The following is a 15,706-nucleotide window of genomic DNA, read 5'->3' as shown; positions in this document are numbered from 1 at the left end:
GTTTAGCATTGTATTAAAAAAAAGAAATCCTGCTCAGAATGCGAGCAGGATACTTTAAAAAATTATATTATCTACCGAAATCGTCTTGAACTCTTACGATATCACTTTCATCAGATGGGTTTGAAGCATCAGTGTGTTGCCAAATTTCTGCAACAACACCCCAATCATCTAAACCAATTAAACGGTGGCGTTCGCCCTGTTGTAATTTAATCTGATCTTTTGGTGCATAGCTTTTTACTTCGCCTTCTTCATCGGTTTCACTGGTTTTTATACCAACTGTACCCGTTACCACTTGCCAAATTTCGGCTCTGCGGTGATGGTATTGCCAAGATAGGCGGGTGTTTGGAGCAACTATTAAAATTTTCGGACTTAACTTACCGCCAATCTTTAAGCTTTCAACATCTAAACCATCAAAATAAGTATCGGCAAATTGTTGTGCTTGTGCTTCATCTATAACAAAAAAACCTCCCCAAGGGCGGGTTTCATCGCGGTTTACTACATTAAAACCTTCAATTTTTAAACGTTGTGCTACGTTATCGAATATTTCTTTTTTGTCGTTTTCCATAATTGCCGTAAAAATAGTGCTTTGAAATTAAAAAAGCCCTTCCGGGCTTTTAATTTTTTAAATATTACAAATCTTATTTAATTTCTAGCATCACAATATCTGTAGCCTGCCCTGTACTTTGAATAATTAGGGGGAAAGCAGCATTATTTAAAATCCACAATTCTTGAGAACCATTTCCATTTATTACATGAAAAGCATCAACATCTTTTCCATTTATTTTTATGGCAGCAGTTTCAGGTGTTTTAATTTTAAAAGTATTTCCTCCGTAAGTGAAGGCTTTTTTATCAACCAAAGTTTTAAACGCATCTTTAGAAATAACTCCAAAAGTTTGTGTATCCGTTAATTTTGTAGTGCCAAGAGCAGGCTGTGAAACCTGTAGTAATTCTGTTCCGTTAGTAAATGCTTTTTCGCTCATTTCAAATGCACCTTCTCCATAACCATCCACACCCCAACCAATACTGTATGGCGCAGTAGCACTAACAATTTTTAAAGCAAGCGGAAATTCTTGTCCGCCAACAACTGCCGTGGCTGTTATAATTGTTCCGGTTTTAATTTCTGGCACAAATTTTTGTGCCTTAGCAACAGAGAAAATGGCTATTAAACAAAGTGTAGAGATGATCTTTTTCATAATTATTGGTTTATTGAAGATAATGTTTTTTGATGAAATAAAGTTTAAGGCATAAAAAAAGCCTTCAGTTTTTTACTGAAGGCTATATATAATTTTTTAATGTTTCAATTTTCTAAAATGTTTTCTAAAACACTTTCAATAAAAATAGATTTCCCATTATTCCAGGTTTGTGGAGAAGACATATCTTCAATTATATGGTTAATCTTAGAGTCTGGAACGTTGGCAATACTTTTGAATTCGGCAGCCAAACTATAAGAATTCATATCGCCGAACCCTCTTAATTGTTTAACTTTTAACAGAAAAGTACTGAGAGCTGATTTTCTATTTAGATTTTCCATACCACAAATTTAAAATTTCCACTAATTAATCATACAGTATTTTTACCCTTTTTGCAGTATTTGTTTGATTTCCATCAAATTACCCTCTAAAAACCAAGCAAAAGGGCTTTTGAAATCTAACTATTTTAAATTGTATCTAAAATATTACTTATTAAACTTATTTAAGATTGTCGGATATACAATTTTCATCATTTATAACTGATAGTTAACGACTTATACCGCATCCTTAAGAAACGATCAAAAGAACATTCAGAATAATTAATTATTAAATTTTACCTTTCTGTAAACCCTCGTTATGTAACCATCTTTAGTGGGCGGTAATGCATTTCCTTTCTCATCCCAAATTGCAATCTGGGTTTTAAAAATCAACCTGTTATTTTTAACACTCATTTGTATATAAAAATCGTTTCTATGTGTTTGCGTGGATAATCTGCAAGATTCATTTTGTGAAGTTCCTCCCTTAATTTGATATCAATATTTATAGGGATCGATTTTTTGTTCTTCGCGATTGTGCCAGGAACAGTAATTGTATATTCCTCCATATCAATGTGGATAAGCTTTAGAAATCTGAGCTCTTTAGGCCTGATACATGTAAAGTAAATCATCTTAACAAAAAACAGGCAGTATGGATCATTATCTTGGAGCCATTTGCTAATGATTTTAAAATCTTTGTCAGAAAAGACTTGGTTAGACTGAGTTGCCATTCTTCTACGGGATTCGGTTCCGGTTACAGGATTTACCTTGATGTATTTGTTTAACAATAGGTAACGAAAGTAGTTATTAAGGCATATTCGACTATTCACGTAGGTTACCCCGACCCACTTGTGACGACTCTCCATAAAATTAAGGAAATCAGTAACTTCAAAGTCTGTAATGGCTGACACGTTTGTTTCCGCCCCATGGTATTTTATGAATGCTTCCACTTTGGATCTGTATGTACTAATTGTTTTTGGACGGGTTCCTTTTGCGGTATGATATTCTTCAAACTTAACAAGACCTTGTTTTAGGTTAATACCAACTACTTCCTTTTTAAGTTTAATATTGGCGTTTTGATCCACTGGACTCCAGCCATTCTCCAATGCAATTTTGTAAGCCTCCCGAAGATTATTAAAATGTTTTTGCTTTTCTTTCAGATCATGCAACCTGTTAAGATTCTTGGTAAATCTGAATCGTTCCATTTTTTCGGTCGTGGCATCAAAATAAAAAAACTCAACATACCATCGGGAGATACTATTTGACCCTGTATTTAATTTTTGAGCAGATTTTGTTTTGACAATTCTAGGGAGGGTGTAAGGCAATTCTGGAATCTCCATGAGATCCAAGGTAAAAGTAGAAGCATTTTTTTCTATAATATCACTAAGGGGCTCACGTGTCTTTTTATCTTTTGAAGAACTAGGAGAATCTTTTTTTCTCTTCGCCGGGCGAAGAGTTTTCTCGGGTTCTAAAGAATTTAGTGGCAGAGTTTTGGCAGACTTAGCTACTGATAGACAGTTAAATTCTTGTCTATCAGTGCGTTTTGAGTCGTGGTGGAGAATGCCGGATTCGAACCGGCCGCCTCTTCACTGCCAGCGAAGCGCTCTAGCCAAATGAGCTAATCCCCCAATTAAGTAAAAGTTACTGTGGGCAAAAATAGCAATTAGTTTCTCTAAAGCAAATGAAAATTAATCTTTAAACCTAAAAGCAAACATCGCAATTATACAACAAACTGATAATGCCGAAGGTAGTGGATGATTGATGAATAAAAACATCAAAAATGTTGTTATTAAAAGCATTAAGAAAAACATTAATGCCTTAAAAAGAGAGTCCATAAAACACATTGCAATAATTGCAAGGAGATAAATTGGAATAATAAGAGCCAAAGAAAACATGCGGCGAAATTAACTGCCGCAGATTAATTAAAAATTAACCAACTGTTAACTCAGCAGCGTTTAACAATTTTTGATAAATATTAACAAATTGCGATACATGAAAACCATCCATAAGTGCATGGTGAGCATGAATGGAAAGTGACATTATTTTTCTATCAGATTCATCTCTTACTTGTCCAAACGAAATTTTTGGGCAACTATCCTGATGTGAAAATTTACGGGCATGAGACATTGATTTAAAGTTTAGCCAAGGTAAAGCTGAGTAATGAATAACATTATCACCAGATGATGAAGCTACTAATCCTGTTGTATTTTGCACCTTTTCAATTTCTTTAACGGCTTGATAACGAAACACCGAAAAATCCTCATAAAAATCTATGTAACCAAATCCAAAAGTTCCGTTAGGACGGTTTATTGTAGCTGATGCATGAACATCATTATATTTCCAAACTTCACCATCGCTAATTCTATATTTAAAATTTTCTACCTGATTTGCTGCTATAAGTGATTTATGCAAATAAAGCAGAAAAAACGAAACACCTAAACTTTTAGCTTCATGGTAAGTTTCTGTGCAATCTACATCTACTGTAACACCAAAGAAAGGTTCTTCAAAGCTGTTAAAAAAATTAAAGTGATCCTTTCTAATCCAGGTGTTTATATCTATTTTTTCTTTCATACGTTTAATTTTGATAAAACATCAGATAGTGTTTCCATCTGATAAAAATTATCGTGTTCTATTGTGTGTTCTACATGTTCGTGTACCCATGTTGTATGGTATGGAATGTGAATAGCATTTCCACCGATTTCCAGTACTGGTAAAACATCAGATTTCAAAGAATTTCCAAGCATTAAAAATTCTTCAGGTTTACAATCTAAATGTTTTAATAGCTTTTGATAATCACTTTGTTGCTTATCGCTCATAATTTCGATGTGATGGAAATAATGGTCCAAACCAGATTTTGTAAGCTTTCTCTGTTGATCTAACAAATCACCTTTGGTGGCAACAACTAATTTATATTTTCCGTGTAATGCTTTTAAAACATCTTCTACCCCATCTAACAACTCGATAGGTTTGTTAAGCATTTCCTGCCCAAGTTGTATGGCTTTATTTATTACTTCGGGATTTACCTTTCCTTCGGTAATGCGCAAAATAGTCTCTATCATGCTTAACATAAAGCCCTTTATACCATACCCATACAAAGGCAAATTGGCAATTTCAGTTTTATAAAGTTCTGCAACAATGCTATGATGTGGTAAAAAATCTTCTAATAAACCTGCAAAAAGTGCTTCTGTTTCTCGAAAATAAGGTTCATTTACCCAAAGCGTATCATCGGCATCAAATGCAATAACGCTAATTTTATTATTCATAGTAATGTTTAATTTTATAGCCACAAAAGTAAATCAACCTACAATTAAAATAAAGGACATTTGTCTTCATTGCTGATTATGTTACGTACAAACCTTACATTTTTATCATTTATTGAATCTTTATTGAGCGAAAAAGAAACGCATCAACACATAAAACTTAAAGATTTTCCTGCCGGATACAGGCTTATTGAGCAAGGCGATAAAATCAGTAATCTTTATATAATTAACGATGGAATTACAAAGTGCTTCATTTCTGAAGAAAATGGTAAAGATTTTATTATCGAATTTTTGGGAAAAGGTGAAGTGGTTGGCGAACTTGAAGCATTGAAAAAAATAGATTGCCTGTGTAACGTTGAAACAATAAGTGCCGTATCGGCATTTGTTATTCCGCATCATTATTTTTTATCTTTAATTGAAAGCAATGTAAACTTTACTAAAATTCTGTTGCAAGAACTATCAACCCGAATTATTCAAACCAGTAGCAGAGCATCTTTCCAACAGTTATATACCTTAGAATATGGTTTAACAAAATTATTAAAGCTTCAAACTGAAGCCGATTTAGAAATTTCGAAAGAAGATATGGCTGCATATTTAGGTATCTCAGTAAGAAGTTTGAACCGAACGTTAAAGCAAGTTAAGAGTAACACTAACCTAAACACAGGAGAGATTAAAACGCTATTAGAAAAGTTGATTTAATTAAAATTTCCTCAACATTTAAGCATCAACTTTGTTTAGAAAATAGAATGAAAAATATAGTATGGAGAGTTAACTGAAATGAAAAAATCTTTTTATAGTTTTATAAAAAAAACATCCTTACTAACATATTGTATCATAAAAAAATATTAGAAGAATGAAAGTAGAAGACGTATTTAAGAATAACGAGAAATGGATTGCTAACAAGCTATCAATAGATGAAAATTATTTCACCGAATTGGCAAAAGGGCAAACTCCTGAGTTTTTATATATCGGCTGCTCTGATAGCCGTGTAACTGCTGAAGACTTAATGGGCATACAGCCCGGACAAGCTTTCGTGCATCGTAATGTTGCCAATTTGGTAAACAACGTAGATTTGAACGTTATGACGGTTTTAAATTACTCAGTTCGTCACTTAAAAGTGAAGCACGTTGTAGTTTGTGGTCATTACAATTGCGGTGGTGTTAAAGCTGCTATGCAACCTGCAGATATGGGCATTTTAAACCCTTGGTTACGCAACATCCGTGATGTATATCGTACGCACAAAGATGAATTAAATTCAATTGAGGATGAAGCAAAACGTTACGACAGATTAGTAGAACTTAACGTTCAGGAGCAATGCGTAAATCTTTTAAAAACTGCGGCAATACAAGAAGCCATTACAGAACGTGGTTTAACCGTACACGGTTGGGTTTTTGATATTCGCACAGGTAAATTAGTCGACTTAAAAATCGATTTCGATACTATTTTGAAAGATATCAAAGAAATTTATAACCTTTATTAATAGTCTTTAGTCCGAGGTCAGGAGTCAGAAGTCAGAATATAACATCTTAAAAAAAGTCCGGAGCTTAAGCGAGGGCACTGAAAAAGTCCCCTAATTGAAAAGGACAAAAGGAGTAGAAAACTAGTTTTTCTGCTCCTTTTTTTGTATTTTAAAGGTATATTATTACTGCTTTTAAGATGCTTCTTCAACAACAAAAAATCCAGTTTAGCGAGTTTTCCAGGCTTTATGACCTGATTGTTCCCAAAGAGAACTTACTGCGCAAGATTAATGAGCTTATAGATTTTGGTTTTATATATGATGAGCTTCTGGATAAATACTGCCCGGACAACGGGCGTAATGCTGAGAGTCCGGTACGCATGTTTAAATACTTATTGCTGAAAACAATTTATACGGTTTCAGATGTTGATGTGGTAGAACGTTCCCGCTATGATATGTCCTTCAAATATTTCCTGGAGATGTCCCCGGAGGAGGATGTGATCAATTCAAGCTCATTGACCAAGTTCCGAAAGCTCCGCCTCAAGGACATGGATCTTTTAAACCTTCTAATTGGTAAAACTGTTTCCCTTGCATTGGAAAAAGGCATTATTAAATCCAGGTCCATCATTGTCGATGCGACACATTCACTTTCCAGATCCAATCCATATTCACCTATTGAAGTACTCAGGCAACGCTCAAAACTGCTTCGAAAAGCAGTGTACCTAATGGATGATGACTTCAAGGGTCAGATGCCTGAGAAAAATGATTCAAATGATATTCTTAAAGAAATAGAATACTGCAAGGAATTACAAAAAGTTATCGAGTCTGATGAAGCATTAAGTGAAATTCCTGCAGTGAAAGAGAAGCTAAACCTCTTAAAAGAAACAGTAGAAGATACCCAGGATAACTACACCTTATCCAAAGATATGGATGCCAGAGTCGGACACAAAACCGCTGATAGTAGCTTTTTTGGTTACAAAACTCATTTGGCAATGACAGAGGAGCGTATCATAACAGCAGCTGTTGTTACCTCCGGAGAGAAAGGAGATGGTCCTGAGCTACCAAAATTATTGGGTCAGACACAGTCAAACGGAATGGAGGTGGATACTATTATAGGTGATGCAGCCTATGCTGGCAAGAACAACCTTAAGCTTAAGGGTTTGAACGGAAATAAGGTTAAGATAGTTGCCAGGATGAACCCTGCTATTACTCATGGTACCAGAAAAGAGGAAGAAAAGTTTGATTACAATAAAGATGCAGATATGTTCGTATGCCCCGCAGGGCACCTGGCTATGTATAAACGGGTGCAGGGCAAAAAGGTAGACAGGAAAAACCAGATGATGACCTATTATTTCGATATCGAAAAATGCAAAGTATGCCCGCTAAGAGATGGCTGCTATAAATCGGAAGCCAAAAGCAGGACTTACTCGGTCGCCATAAAACCAGATGAGCACAAAGAGCAGGAAATATTCCAACAAAGCGAGTACTTCAGGGAAAAGTCAAAACACAGATATAAAATTGAGGCGAAAAATAGTGAATTGAAAAATGTTCATGGATATGACAGAGCAAATTCCTATGGCCTTGAAAGCATGAAAATGCAAGGTGCACTTGCGATATTCGTAGTAAATCTTAAAAGAATCCTCAAATTCTAAAGCGGGATCATCATTGCCACAAAATATCCTAAAAACAACCATAAAATACCAGAATTCGGCGAGAAATCTCAATAGATTGGGCCCCGTAAAAATATAAAAATACTCAAAAAACAAAAAGCGGATGGAGATCTTATAACCTACCCATCCGCTAATCTTTTTATAGACCATTTTTAAGTCTACTTTTTCAGTGCCCTCGCTTAAGCTTCGGACTTTTTTTTATTTAGTTGGTTAGTTTTTTGGCTAGTCAGTTGTTTAGAAAAAATGCATTTAGATTAATAACCAATTTAGCAATTATACAATTAACCAATTTAACAATTCAACAATTAAACCAGTTCAATAATTAACCCAAAAACCTTATCTACCCATCCAACCGCCATCTACGGTTAAAATCGTACCATGCACATAATCACTTGCGTTTGAGGCAAGAAACAATGTTGGTCCTTTAAAATCTTCTGGTGTTCCCCATCTTCCAGCCGGAATACGAGCTAAAATAGAAGTGCTTCTATCCTGATCTTCACGCAAAGCTGATGTATTGTCTGTAGCGATATAACCCGGAGCAATTGCATTTACATTAACACCTTTGGCTGCCCATTCGTTAGCAAAAGCTTTCGTTAAAGATGCGATTGCACCCTTGCTTGCTGCATAACCAGGTACCGTAATTCCACCTTGAAAAGATAATAATGAAGCCGTAAAAATTACTTTTCCGCTGCCGCGAGATACCATGTCACGACCAATTTCTCTGGTTAAAATAAATGGTGCAGTTTGGTTTACCGCAATTACTTCATCCCAATATTCATCTGGATGTTCGGCAATTGGTTTACGTAAAATAGTACCTGCATTATTAACCAGAATATCAATAACCGGATGCTCTGCCTTAACCTTCGCAGCAAAACTTAAAGTAGCTTCACGATTGCTAAAATCACATTGATAAGCAAAGAATTTTCTTCCTAGAGCAGTTACTTCCTTCTCTACAGCGCTTTCAGCAAGCTCTAAATTTGCTGAAACACCAATAATATTCGCGCCTGCCTCGGCTAGAGCAAGCGCCATAGCCTTGCCAATTCCCCGCTTACAGCCTGTAACTAATGCAGTTTTACCTTCTAAATTGAATAGGTTTGATGACATCTTATTTTATATGTTGAAGTATATAATTATTTCAATTCGGTTATAGCGCAGTGGTCCATATCGCCATAATCTAAATTTTCGCCAGCCATACCCCAGATAAAAGTATAGTTACTTGTTCCGGCACCAGAGTGAATTGACCAGTTTGGAGAAATTACGGCCTGATCGTTTTGCATCCAGATGTGACGTGTTTCTTGCGGTTGCCCCATAAAATGGCAAACACTTTGCCCTTGTGGCACTTCAAAATAAAAATAAGCTTCCATTCTTCTGTCATGTGTATGAGCAGGCATTGTATTCCACACACTGCCAGATTTTAACTCTGTCATTCCCATTTGTAACTGGCAAGTTGGCAATACGCTATTCACTAAAAGTTTGTTAATTATTCTATGATTTGCAGTTTCTGGCGTACCCAATTCTACAATTTCAGCATCAGCTTTGCTAACTTTTTTTGTTGGATAAGTATGATGAGCCGGAGCAGAATTTATATATAATTTTGTCGGATCGTTCGCATCTACTGATTCAAATGAAACTTCTTTAGTGCCTTTGCCAATGTACAAAGCTTCTTTATAATCAAGCTCAAATTTTTCACCATCGGCGGTTATTATGGCTTTTCCGCCAACATTGATAATACCAAGTTCTCTCCGTTCTAAAAAATAATTTGCTTTCAAATCATCAGGATTTGGCAAATCTAATTTTTTGTTAACCGGCATTGCACCACCAACAATATATCTATCGAAATGAGATAAAGTTAGGTTTACCTGATTTGGCTCAAAAACATTTTCAATTAAAAAGTTTTCCCGCAAAGCGGCTGTATCCATTTGTTTAACTTCTTTCGGACTTTGAGCGTAACGGCTTTCGAATTTATTCATTTTTTATTTTTTGAGATTTGATTAGAGTTTAGAGCTTGATGCCCAATCACCACAAATATATTTATACCAACGATATTATTGGAATTAATCATCCATTTTATTAAAAAATTAACGTCACAATAACGATTATGTGCAGTCTACTCTATTTTCAATCCTGAAAAGAATCCTCAATCTTATTTTCTAGAAACTTGAAAGGCTTTATTGTTGTTATCTATACAAATGTTAAATATGAGATTTTCTACACGCTATTCATTTGCAATTTATATCCTTACAGCTTTTACAATTTTATCTTCATGTAAATCCGGCTCGGTAAATTTATTTAAAGCTGCAACGCCACACGAGCAATACCAGCGAAAATTAACTATTACCGGGTTAGATAAAACTGCAATGGGCTCCTTATGGCTTAATTCAGCTGCTGTAAGTTTAGATAAAGCGTTAAGTATATCTATTCCTTTTAAAGATTTAGGTTATTTTTCTGCCGAAAAAGCTACCGCAACGGCTTATAAGTTTAATGCAATTAAAGGGCAAAAGTTAACCATATCTTTAAATAAAAAACCTTTAACTGGTGCAGCAATCTATGTTGATGTTTGGCATGTTAATGCAAACAACACAAAGTTAGTTGCTTCGGCAGATACACTGAACAGTAATATTTTGTTTGATATTGATGAAAGCGGAACTTTTCTGATTCGTTTGCAGCCAGAATTACTTCAAAGTATAGAGTATAATTTAGAAATAACCTCTGGTCCTTCGCAAGGTTTTCCAACTCGCACTGGCTTAAATAACATAAAAAGTTATTTTGGTGATGGTCGTCATGCAAATAGCCGCAAACACGAAGGTGTAGATATTTTCGGGAGTTTTAGAAGTCCGGTAGTTGCAACTGCTGATGGCACAATTGTACGTGTGAACGAAAATAACCTGGGCGGAAAAGTGGTGTGGTTCCGGCCAAAAAATAAAGATTACACACTTTATTATGCACATTTGGATGAACAACTTGTTACCGCAGGACAAGAAGTTTTAGTTGGTGATACTTTAGGTTTAATGGGTAATACAGGCAACGCGAAAACTACTCCACCACACTTACATTTTGGTTTATATACTTCAAGCGGTGCAATTGATCCGTTGCCGTTTATTAACCCAACAATTAAGAAATCTGCAAACATAACGGCATCAGCATCGAACCTGAACAGAACTTTAAGAACCAATCAGAATACATTTTTGTACAGCTCTCCCGTAATCAGTGCAGAAAAATTGCGAACACTTCAAACTGGAACTATCCTGATTGCAAATTCAGCATCTGCAAATTGGTATAAAGCTGAACTTCCAGATGGCAGTATGGGTTTTGTTCAGAGCAATAATATCAACCAAACAGAAAAACCTTTGCAAAAAATAAAACTGAAGGCATTTCAAACTTCAATTTATGATAAACCAGATAGTGCAGCATTGGTAAAATTAACGCTGAATGAGGCACAAAATGTAAGTGTATTAGGTAACTTTGGCAATTATCATCTAATTAGTGATGATAAAGAACAAGTTGGTTGGATAAAAAAGTAAAATGAAGATTTTTCAGCAAGAGATAACATTAAGGGAAAGGCGACGTGGTTTTCACATTATAACTGATGAAGTTATATCAGCGTTACCTGAAATTAATCAGATAAGCATAGGTATTTGCCAGGTTTTTATTCAGCATACTTCGGCATCTTTAACCATAAACGAAAACGCTGACCCAACGGTACGGATGGATTTTGAGATGTATTTTAATAAATCGGTACCCGAAAACGACCCGAACTATAAACATGATTACGAAGGCTCTGATGATATGCCTGCACATCTTAAAGCAGCGCTTTTAAGCAGTTCGGTAACAATTCCAATCAGAAACGGCCGACTTGCATTAGGCACATGGCAAGGTATTTATCTTGGCGAACACAGAAATTATGGTGGTTCCAGAAAACTGATTATTACAGCCTGGGGCGATTAATCCTTATTCGTTAGGGATTTCCTTCTTTAGCTCTGGATGGTTATCCTGAATTGAATTACTTCCTGTTTCTATTTCAACCTCTCTAGTGGTAACCGCATAATGCGATGGATGAATTTCTGAACCGTAAGCAATGGCATAAGCCTTTGTAAATTCTGCACCAAAATATAAAATGATGGAAGAATAGTAAGTCCACAATAGTAAGATTACTAATGAACCTGCAGCACCATATGTACTACCAACATTACTTTGTCCGATATAAATAGATATGGCGAACTTACCAATCATAAACAATATTGCGGTAACTACCGAACCTAATATTACATCTCTCCATTTAATTATTGCATCTGGCAGTACCTTGAAAATTACACCAAAAATCAGCGAAATTACAGCTAGCGTAATTGCTTGATTAAGTACGTAAAAGATAATTACAGAGACGTCTTCAAACCTTGCTTGTAAACGGCTGCTAAAAGCATCTAAAACTGATGTAACAGCTAGCGAAACCAACAGTACAAATCCTAAACTTATAATAACTGAGAAAGAAAGAAACCTGTTTTGAAGCATTTTTAACCAGCCTCTTTTAGGTTTTGGTTTTAAACCCCAAATGTGATTAATCGAATCTTGAATATCGCCAAAAACTGTAGTTGCACCAATTAATAATGTTGCCAAACCCACAATAAAAGCAACAGTACTTTTTCCGTTTAAGTATGCTGTTTTAACAATTTGTTGTAGCTGATAAGCGGTGTCCTTTCCTAAAAAGCCATCAAGCTGGCGATAAATTTGTCCTTCAGCAGCTTCTCTACCTAAAAATATTCCACAAAGTGAGATGATAACAACCAAAAGCGGTGCCATTGAAAAAACCGTGTAATAAGCTAATGAACCACTCAGCTTAGTTACTTTATGATCTCCAAAGCCTGTAAAAGAGGCTTTCAAAATTTCCCAAATTCCCTTTATTGTTATCTTCTTCTTGTTCATATCAGTTTCGGCTAAAATTATCGTTTAAATTAAGAACCGAAAAAAATGTGCTTTTGTTTGGTGAATATTTCAATTGAAAACCAAAAAGCCCAATCTTTTAGGGTTGGGCTTTTAAATGATAAATATATTTTCAGTGTATTACTTAATTTTTATCCAGGCTACAATATCATTAATTAACGTTGCCGAAACGCTAGAAAAAGTTTGGTACTGTACTCCAGTACCTTTTTCAAGTTGTTGACTTAATAAATGATTTATCCCAGGATAAAACTTATACTCTACATTCTGTTTTCCTGAAAGACCTGTTTTCCAAAGATTAAAATCTTCTTCAGTAACCTGATAATCGTTACCGCCTTGCAAAACTAAAAAACGTTGTTTGGTAATATTTTTCGCAGCGGCTACCTGGTCATAATTATTAAGATCTACCCAATAAGAAACTGGTAAGCCCAAAATTATTGAATCTGGTTTCATCGTACCTGCCTGAGTAATTTTACTTTTTGAGAACTCTGTAATCAGTTTATCAAACTGTTCTTTCGATTTCTGAGTAGTATCATTCATTTTACTGAATAAATATTTATTCTGGTCGATAATTAAGTCTGTAAGCTTACGTGCAGGTGCGGCAGCCATAATAATTCCACTCAAATCAGGAAAAGAAGCTGCAATTCTTGGTGCAAGCATTCCGCCTAAGCTGTGTCCGAATAAATAAATTCCTTTCAAATCTGCACCTGGAATAGTTTTAGCCATTAATAATGCCTGATTTGCATCATCTAAAACCTCTTCTTTTACAGTAAAAGCTTTTTGAAATTCGTTAGCGTAAATTAATGTTCTTTTTACATATCTGATAGATGCAATACCTTGAGCAGCAAAACCCGCAGCCAAATCTTTAAATGGTTTATTCGGGCCAACAGTTTCATCCATATCGTATGTTCCTGAACCGTGCACAAACACAATTACCGGGAAGTTTTTACTGTTTTTGGGTATTGTTATAACTGCCGCAAGCTGATGCCCCGGACTAGTTATGTAAGCTGTTTTTTCTGAATACAAAGTTGTATCGGCATAAGCCGGAGAAAGATATTTGGGCGAATTTACCTTTGGGGCTAAGTAAAAACCCACTATTTTTTGTGCCTTGTTAAATCCTAAAATAAAATCTTGTGTACCGCGTTCAAATTTACCTTCAACAGTTACTGCAAAAAGTTGTCCCTGAACCTTACTTTGCACGGCTTCTATAGATTCAGTTTTACCTAAAGCAGTATGCATATCAGTCCAAAGTTTTTTAAGGTTTTCTTCTGATATTTTGGTTTTTACGGTATCGTCAAAAAGACTGTAAGCTTGTGTAAATTTTTGTTCTTCCATTAACTGGAAGAAATTATCTGCATTATTGAAAAGTGTAACTACGTTTTGAGAAAAGGTTGCAGTAGTAAACAGCAATGCAAATATTAATAAAATACTTTTTTTCATGAATATTAATAAGGTGTTCTGTTTGGTTAAAATTTTAAACAGATCTAAGTTAATAATATTTGAGCCGTATTTTACTATACAACAACTAATTGATTAGTTTTTTTATTAATCTTTTAATCTTGCAAGGCAAATAACATCGTTTGTATTTTGATAAATTTCTAGGCAATATCCGTTCGGGTCTAAATCTGGATGTTTTAACAATTCCTGAAAGGTTGAGCCAATAGCAGATACATCAGCCATAAAATTAATAACAAGCTTACTGGCAAATTTCCCTTTTTTGATAAGTAAAGTGTTTAAACCTAAAATTTTTCCTTCACCCGTATTTAATTCTTCTGCTCCTGCTTTGTAAGTTATTATTCCATTTTCAGGCCTTGAATATCCAAAATATCTTCGCTTATCATCAAAAGCTACTAATGCATGTAATTTTTTATGTGCAGCTTCTACCCCATTAGGAAAAGATGCCGCATCTATGTACATCATTTGCAGGTCGTTTTCAAGAAAATAATTTTTCATTTTTTAAATATTTGTAGATTAAACAAACCTAATTATCTCACACTAAATCAACAAGATACAAACAAGACAAAAACTATGGTTATATGCGACAAAAAATTATTTAAAAATAAATACAAAGCGATGCAATAAATATTTATTTGAGCGTTTATATTACCGAGAGCGTTAATTTAGATGACGGGGATGCTGCTTCGGCGGAATCCCCGTTTCTTTTTTATAAAGTTTTAATGTAATACAATCCTGATAAATAGGAAAAGGAACACGTTTAAATATGTGTTCCTTTTTTGATATATGATGGAGTTAAGAATTTTAGCTTTTTATTTCCTGTTGCTCTGCAGGATTTTGAAAGTTATTTAACGGTTTATATTGTTTGGGTTTTAAAATTACCCACAAACCAAGGCCGATTAATAGTAAAGCCACTGAAATTTTCGACATTTCGAAGTCAAAGAAGGTGATATCGCGAAGCGTGAAAAAGCCACCGATTAATGTGAATGCTAACCAACCGCTGCCTTGAAAGTTTTTGCGATAACCAACCCATAAACCAGCACCAAGCATAATGGTATGCCAACTCAAAACCCAGTGTGGAATATCAATACCACTGTTTCTTAATAACAAAACAGAACCAATAACTACAATTAGTATTCCCAAACCTAACTGTTTATCTGCGTGATTTTTTTTGATGAAATTTTCCATGACCTTTGTTTTTATATATCAAAAGTAGCTCGAAAACTTACGCCGGGAAATGGCATTTCTCCGAATAAATTGGTTTTATCGGTGAGTTAGATAAAATTGTCGGTAAATAATTCTGATTGGAAAGGAACTGTAGAAAACCTCGGTAAAATTATTCGAAAACATTAAGTTTTCAATTATAAAAGGTTAATACCAATGAAACTATTATAACGAGTTTCGCTCAGCCTTTAGTCGGACTTTGTTC

The 15,706-nt window shown here is 34.9% G+C and carries 17 protein-coding genes and 1 tRNA gene; 5 read left to right on the top strand and 13 right to left on the bottom strand.

The window, feature by feature from the left end; all coding sequences use genetic code 11:
• Positions 1 to 67: 67 nt before the first annotated feature.
• The 7 genes from ACO05K_RS00790 to ACO05K_RS00760 form a co-directional block, all read right to left on the bottom strand.
• Positions 68 to 565, bottom strand: a complete 498-nt coding sequence (locus ACO05K_RS00790) for a phosphoheptose isomerase (RefSeq protein WP_421942567.1) — start codon at positions 563 to 565, stop codon at positions 68 to 70.
• 73 nt (positions 566 to 638) lie between these two features.
• Positions 639 to 1,193 carry a hypothetical protein gene (locus ACO05K_RS00785; RefSeq protein ID WP_421942566.1) on the bottom strand — a complete coding sequence of 185 codons (555 nt, stop codon included), beginning with the start codon at positions 1,191 to 1,193 and terminating at the stop codon, positions 639 to 641.
• Positions 1,194 to 1,297: 104 nt separating this feature from the next.
• Positions 1,298 to 1,531 (bottom strand): hypothetical protein, encoded by a 234-nt coding sequence (locus ACO05K_RS00780; RefSeq protein ID WP_421942565.1) that lies wholly within the window; start codon positions 1,529 to 1,531, stop codon positions 1,298 to 1,300.
• Between the two features lie 386 nt (positions 1,532 to 1,917).
• A complete protein-coding gene (locus ACO05K_RS00775; protein ID WP_421942564.1) occupies positions 1,918 to 2,844 on the bottom strand; it encodes a tyrosine-type recombinase/integrase in 927 nt (308 codons plus the stop codon).
• A gap of 211 nt (positions 2,845 to 3,055) precedes the next feature.
• Positions 3,056 to 3,132, bottom strand: a tRNA-Ala gene (locus ACO05K_RS00770).
• A gap of 301 nt (positions 3,133 to 3,433) precedes the next feature.
• Positions 3,434 to 4,075, bottom strand: a complete 642-nt coding sequence (locus ACO05K_RS00765) for a CatA-like O-acetyltransferase (RefSeq protein WP_421942563.1) — start codon at positions 4,073 to 4,075, stop codon at positions 3,434 to 3,436.
• Positions 4,072 to 4,767, bottom strand: a complete 696-nt coding sequence (locus ACO05K_RS00760) for an HAD family hydrolase (RefSeq protein ID WP_421942562.1) — start codon at positions 4,765 to 4,767, stop codon at positions 4,072 to 4,074. Before ACO05K_RS00760 ends, ACO05K_RS00765 begins: the two co-directional genes overlap by 4 nt.
• A 78-nt stretch (positions 4,768 to 4,845) precedes the next feature.
• Here ACO05K_RS00760 and ACO05K_RS00755 point away from each other — a divergent pair, with 78 nt between their 5' ends.
• From ACO05K_RS00755 to ACO05K_RS00745, 3 genes are all read left to right on the top strand, one after another.
• The gene (locus ACO05K_RS00755; protein WP_421942561.1) at positions 4,846 to 5,463 is read left to right on the top strand and encodes a Crp/Fnr family transcriptional regulator; all 618 of its coding nucleotides are present in this window, start codon (positions 4,846 to 4,848) and stop codon (positions 5,461 to 5,463) included.
• Between the two features lie 154 nt (positions 5,464 to 5,617).
• Positions 5,618 to 6,244, top strand: coding sequence for a carbonic anhydrase (locus tag ACO05K_RS00750; RefSeq protein ID WP_421942560.1), 627 nt, complete (start codon positions 5,618 to 5,620; stop codon positions 6,242 to 6,244).
• Positions 6,245 to 6,420: 176 nt separating this feature from the next.
• Positions 6,421 to 7,872, top strand: coding sequence for an IS1182 family transposase (locus ACO05K_RS00745; RefSeq protein WP_421942526.1), 1,452 nt, complete (start codon positions 6,421 to 6,423; stop codon positions 7,870 to 7,872).
• A gap of 354 nt (positions 7,873 to 8,226) precedes the next feature.
• Here ACO05K_RS00745 and ACO05K_RS00740 read toward each other — a convergent pair whose 3' ends face one another.
• Positions 8,227 to 8,994, bottom strand: coding sequence for an SDR family oxidoreductase (locus ACO05K_RS00740; RefSeq protein ID WP_421942559.1), 768 nt, complete (start codon positions 8,992 to 8,994; stop codon positions 8,227 to 8,229).
• A gap of 26 nt (positions 8,995 to 9,020) precedes the next feature.
• Positions 9,021 to 9,860, bottom strand: a complete 840-nt coding sequence (kduI, locus tag ACO05K_RS00735; RefSeq protein ID WP_421942558.1) for a 5-dehydro-4-deoxy-D-glucuronate isomerase — start codon at positions 9,858 to 9,860, stop codon at positions 9,021 to 9,023.
• 228 nt (positions 9,861 to 10,088) lie between these two features.
• On the opposite strand from kduI, the gene ACO05K_RS00730 reads away from it, so the two are divergent.
• Positions 10,089 to 11,411 carry a peptidoglycan DD-metalloendopeptidase family protein gene (locus tag ACO05K_RS00730; RefSeq protein WP_421942557.1) on the top strand — a complete coding sequence of 441 codons (1,323 nt, stop codon included), beginning with the start codon at positions 10,089 to 10,091 and terminating at the stop codon, positions 11,409 to 11,411.
• Between the two features lies 1 nt (position 11,412).
• Positions 11,413 to 11,835 (top strand): secondary thiamine-phosphate synthase enzyme YjbQ, encoded by a 423-nt coding sequence (locus ACO05K_RS00725; protein ID WP_421942556.1) that lies wholly within the window; start codon positions 11,413 to 11,415, stop codon positions 11,833 to 11,835.
• A 3-nt stretch (positions 11,836 to 11,838) separates the two neighbouring features.
• Here the strand turns inward: ACO05K_RS00725 and ACO05K_RS00720 are convergent, their stop codons facing one another.
• From ACO05K_RS00720 to ACO05K_RS00705, 4 genes are all read right to left on the bottom strand, one after another.
• A complete protein-coding gene (locus tag ACO05K_RS00720) occupies positions 11,839 to 12,807 on the bottom strand; it encodes a YihY/virulence factor BrkB family protein (RefSeq protein WP_421942555.1) in 969 nt (322 codons plus the stop codon).
• 138 nt (positions 12,808 to 12,945) lie between these two features.
• Positions 12,946 to 14,262 carry a DUF3887 domain-containing protein gene (locus ACO05K_RS00715; RefSeq protein WP_421942554.1) on the bottom strand — a complete coding sequence of 439 codons (1,317 nt, stop codon included), beginning with the start codon at positions 14,260 to 14,262 and terminating at the stop codon, positions 12,946 to 12,948.
• Positions 14,263 to 14,367: 105 nt separating this feature from the next.
• Entirely contained in the window at positions 14,368 to 14,775 is a 408-nt protein-coding gene (locus ACO05K_RS00710; protein ID WP_421942553.1) for a transcriptional regulator, read from the bottom strand.
• Positions 14,776 to 15,081: 306 nt separating this feature from the next.
• The gene (locus tag ACO05K_RS00705) at positions 15,082 to 15,465 is read right to left on the bottom strand and encodes a LiaF transmembrane domain-containing protein (RefSeq protein WP_421942552.1); all 384 of its coding nucleotides are present in this window, start codon (positions 15,463 to 15,465) and stop codon (positions 15,082 to 15,084) included.
• Positions 15,466 to 15,706: the final 241 nt, after the last annotated feature.

Source organism: Pedobacter sp. (genome assembly GCF_965227205.1).
Taxonomy (GTDB): Bacteria; Bacteroidota; Bacteroidia; order Sphingobacteriales; family Sphingobacteriaceae; genus Pedobacter.
Note: the sequence above shows the minus strand (reverse complement) of the source record. Positions and strands in the feature narration are given on the sequence as shown.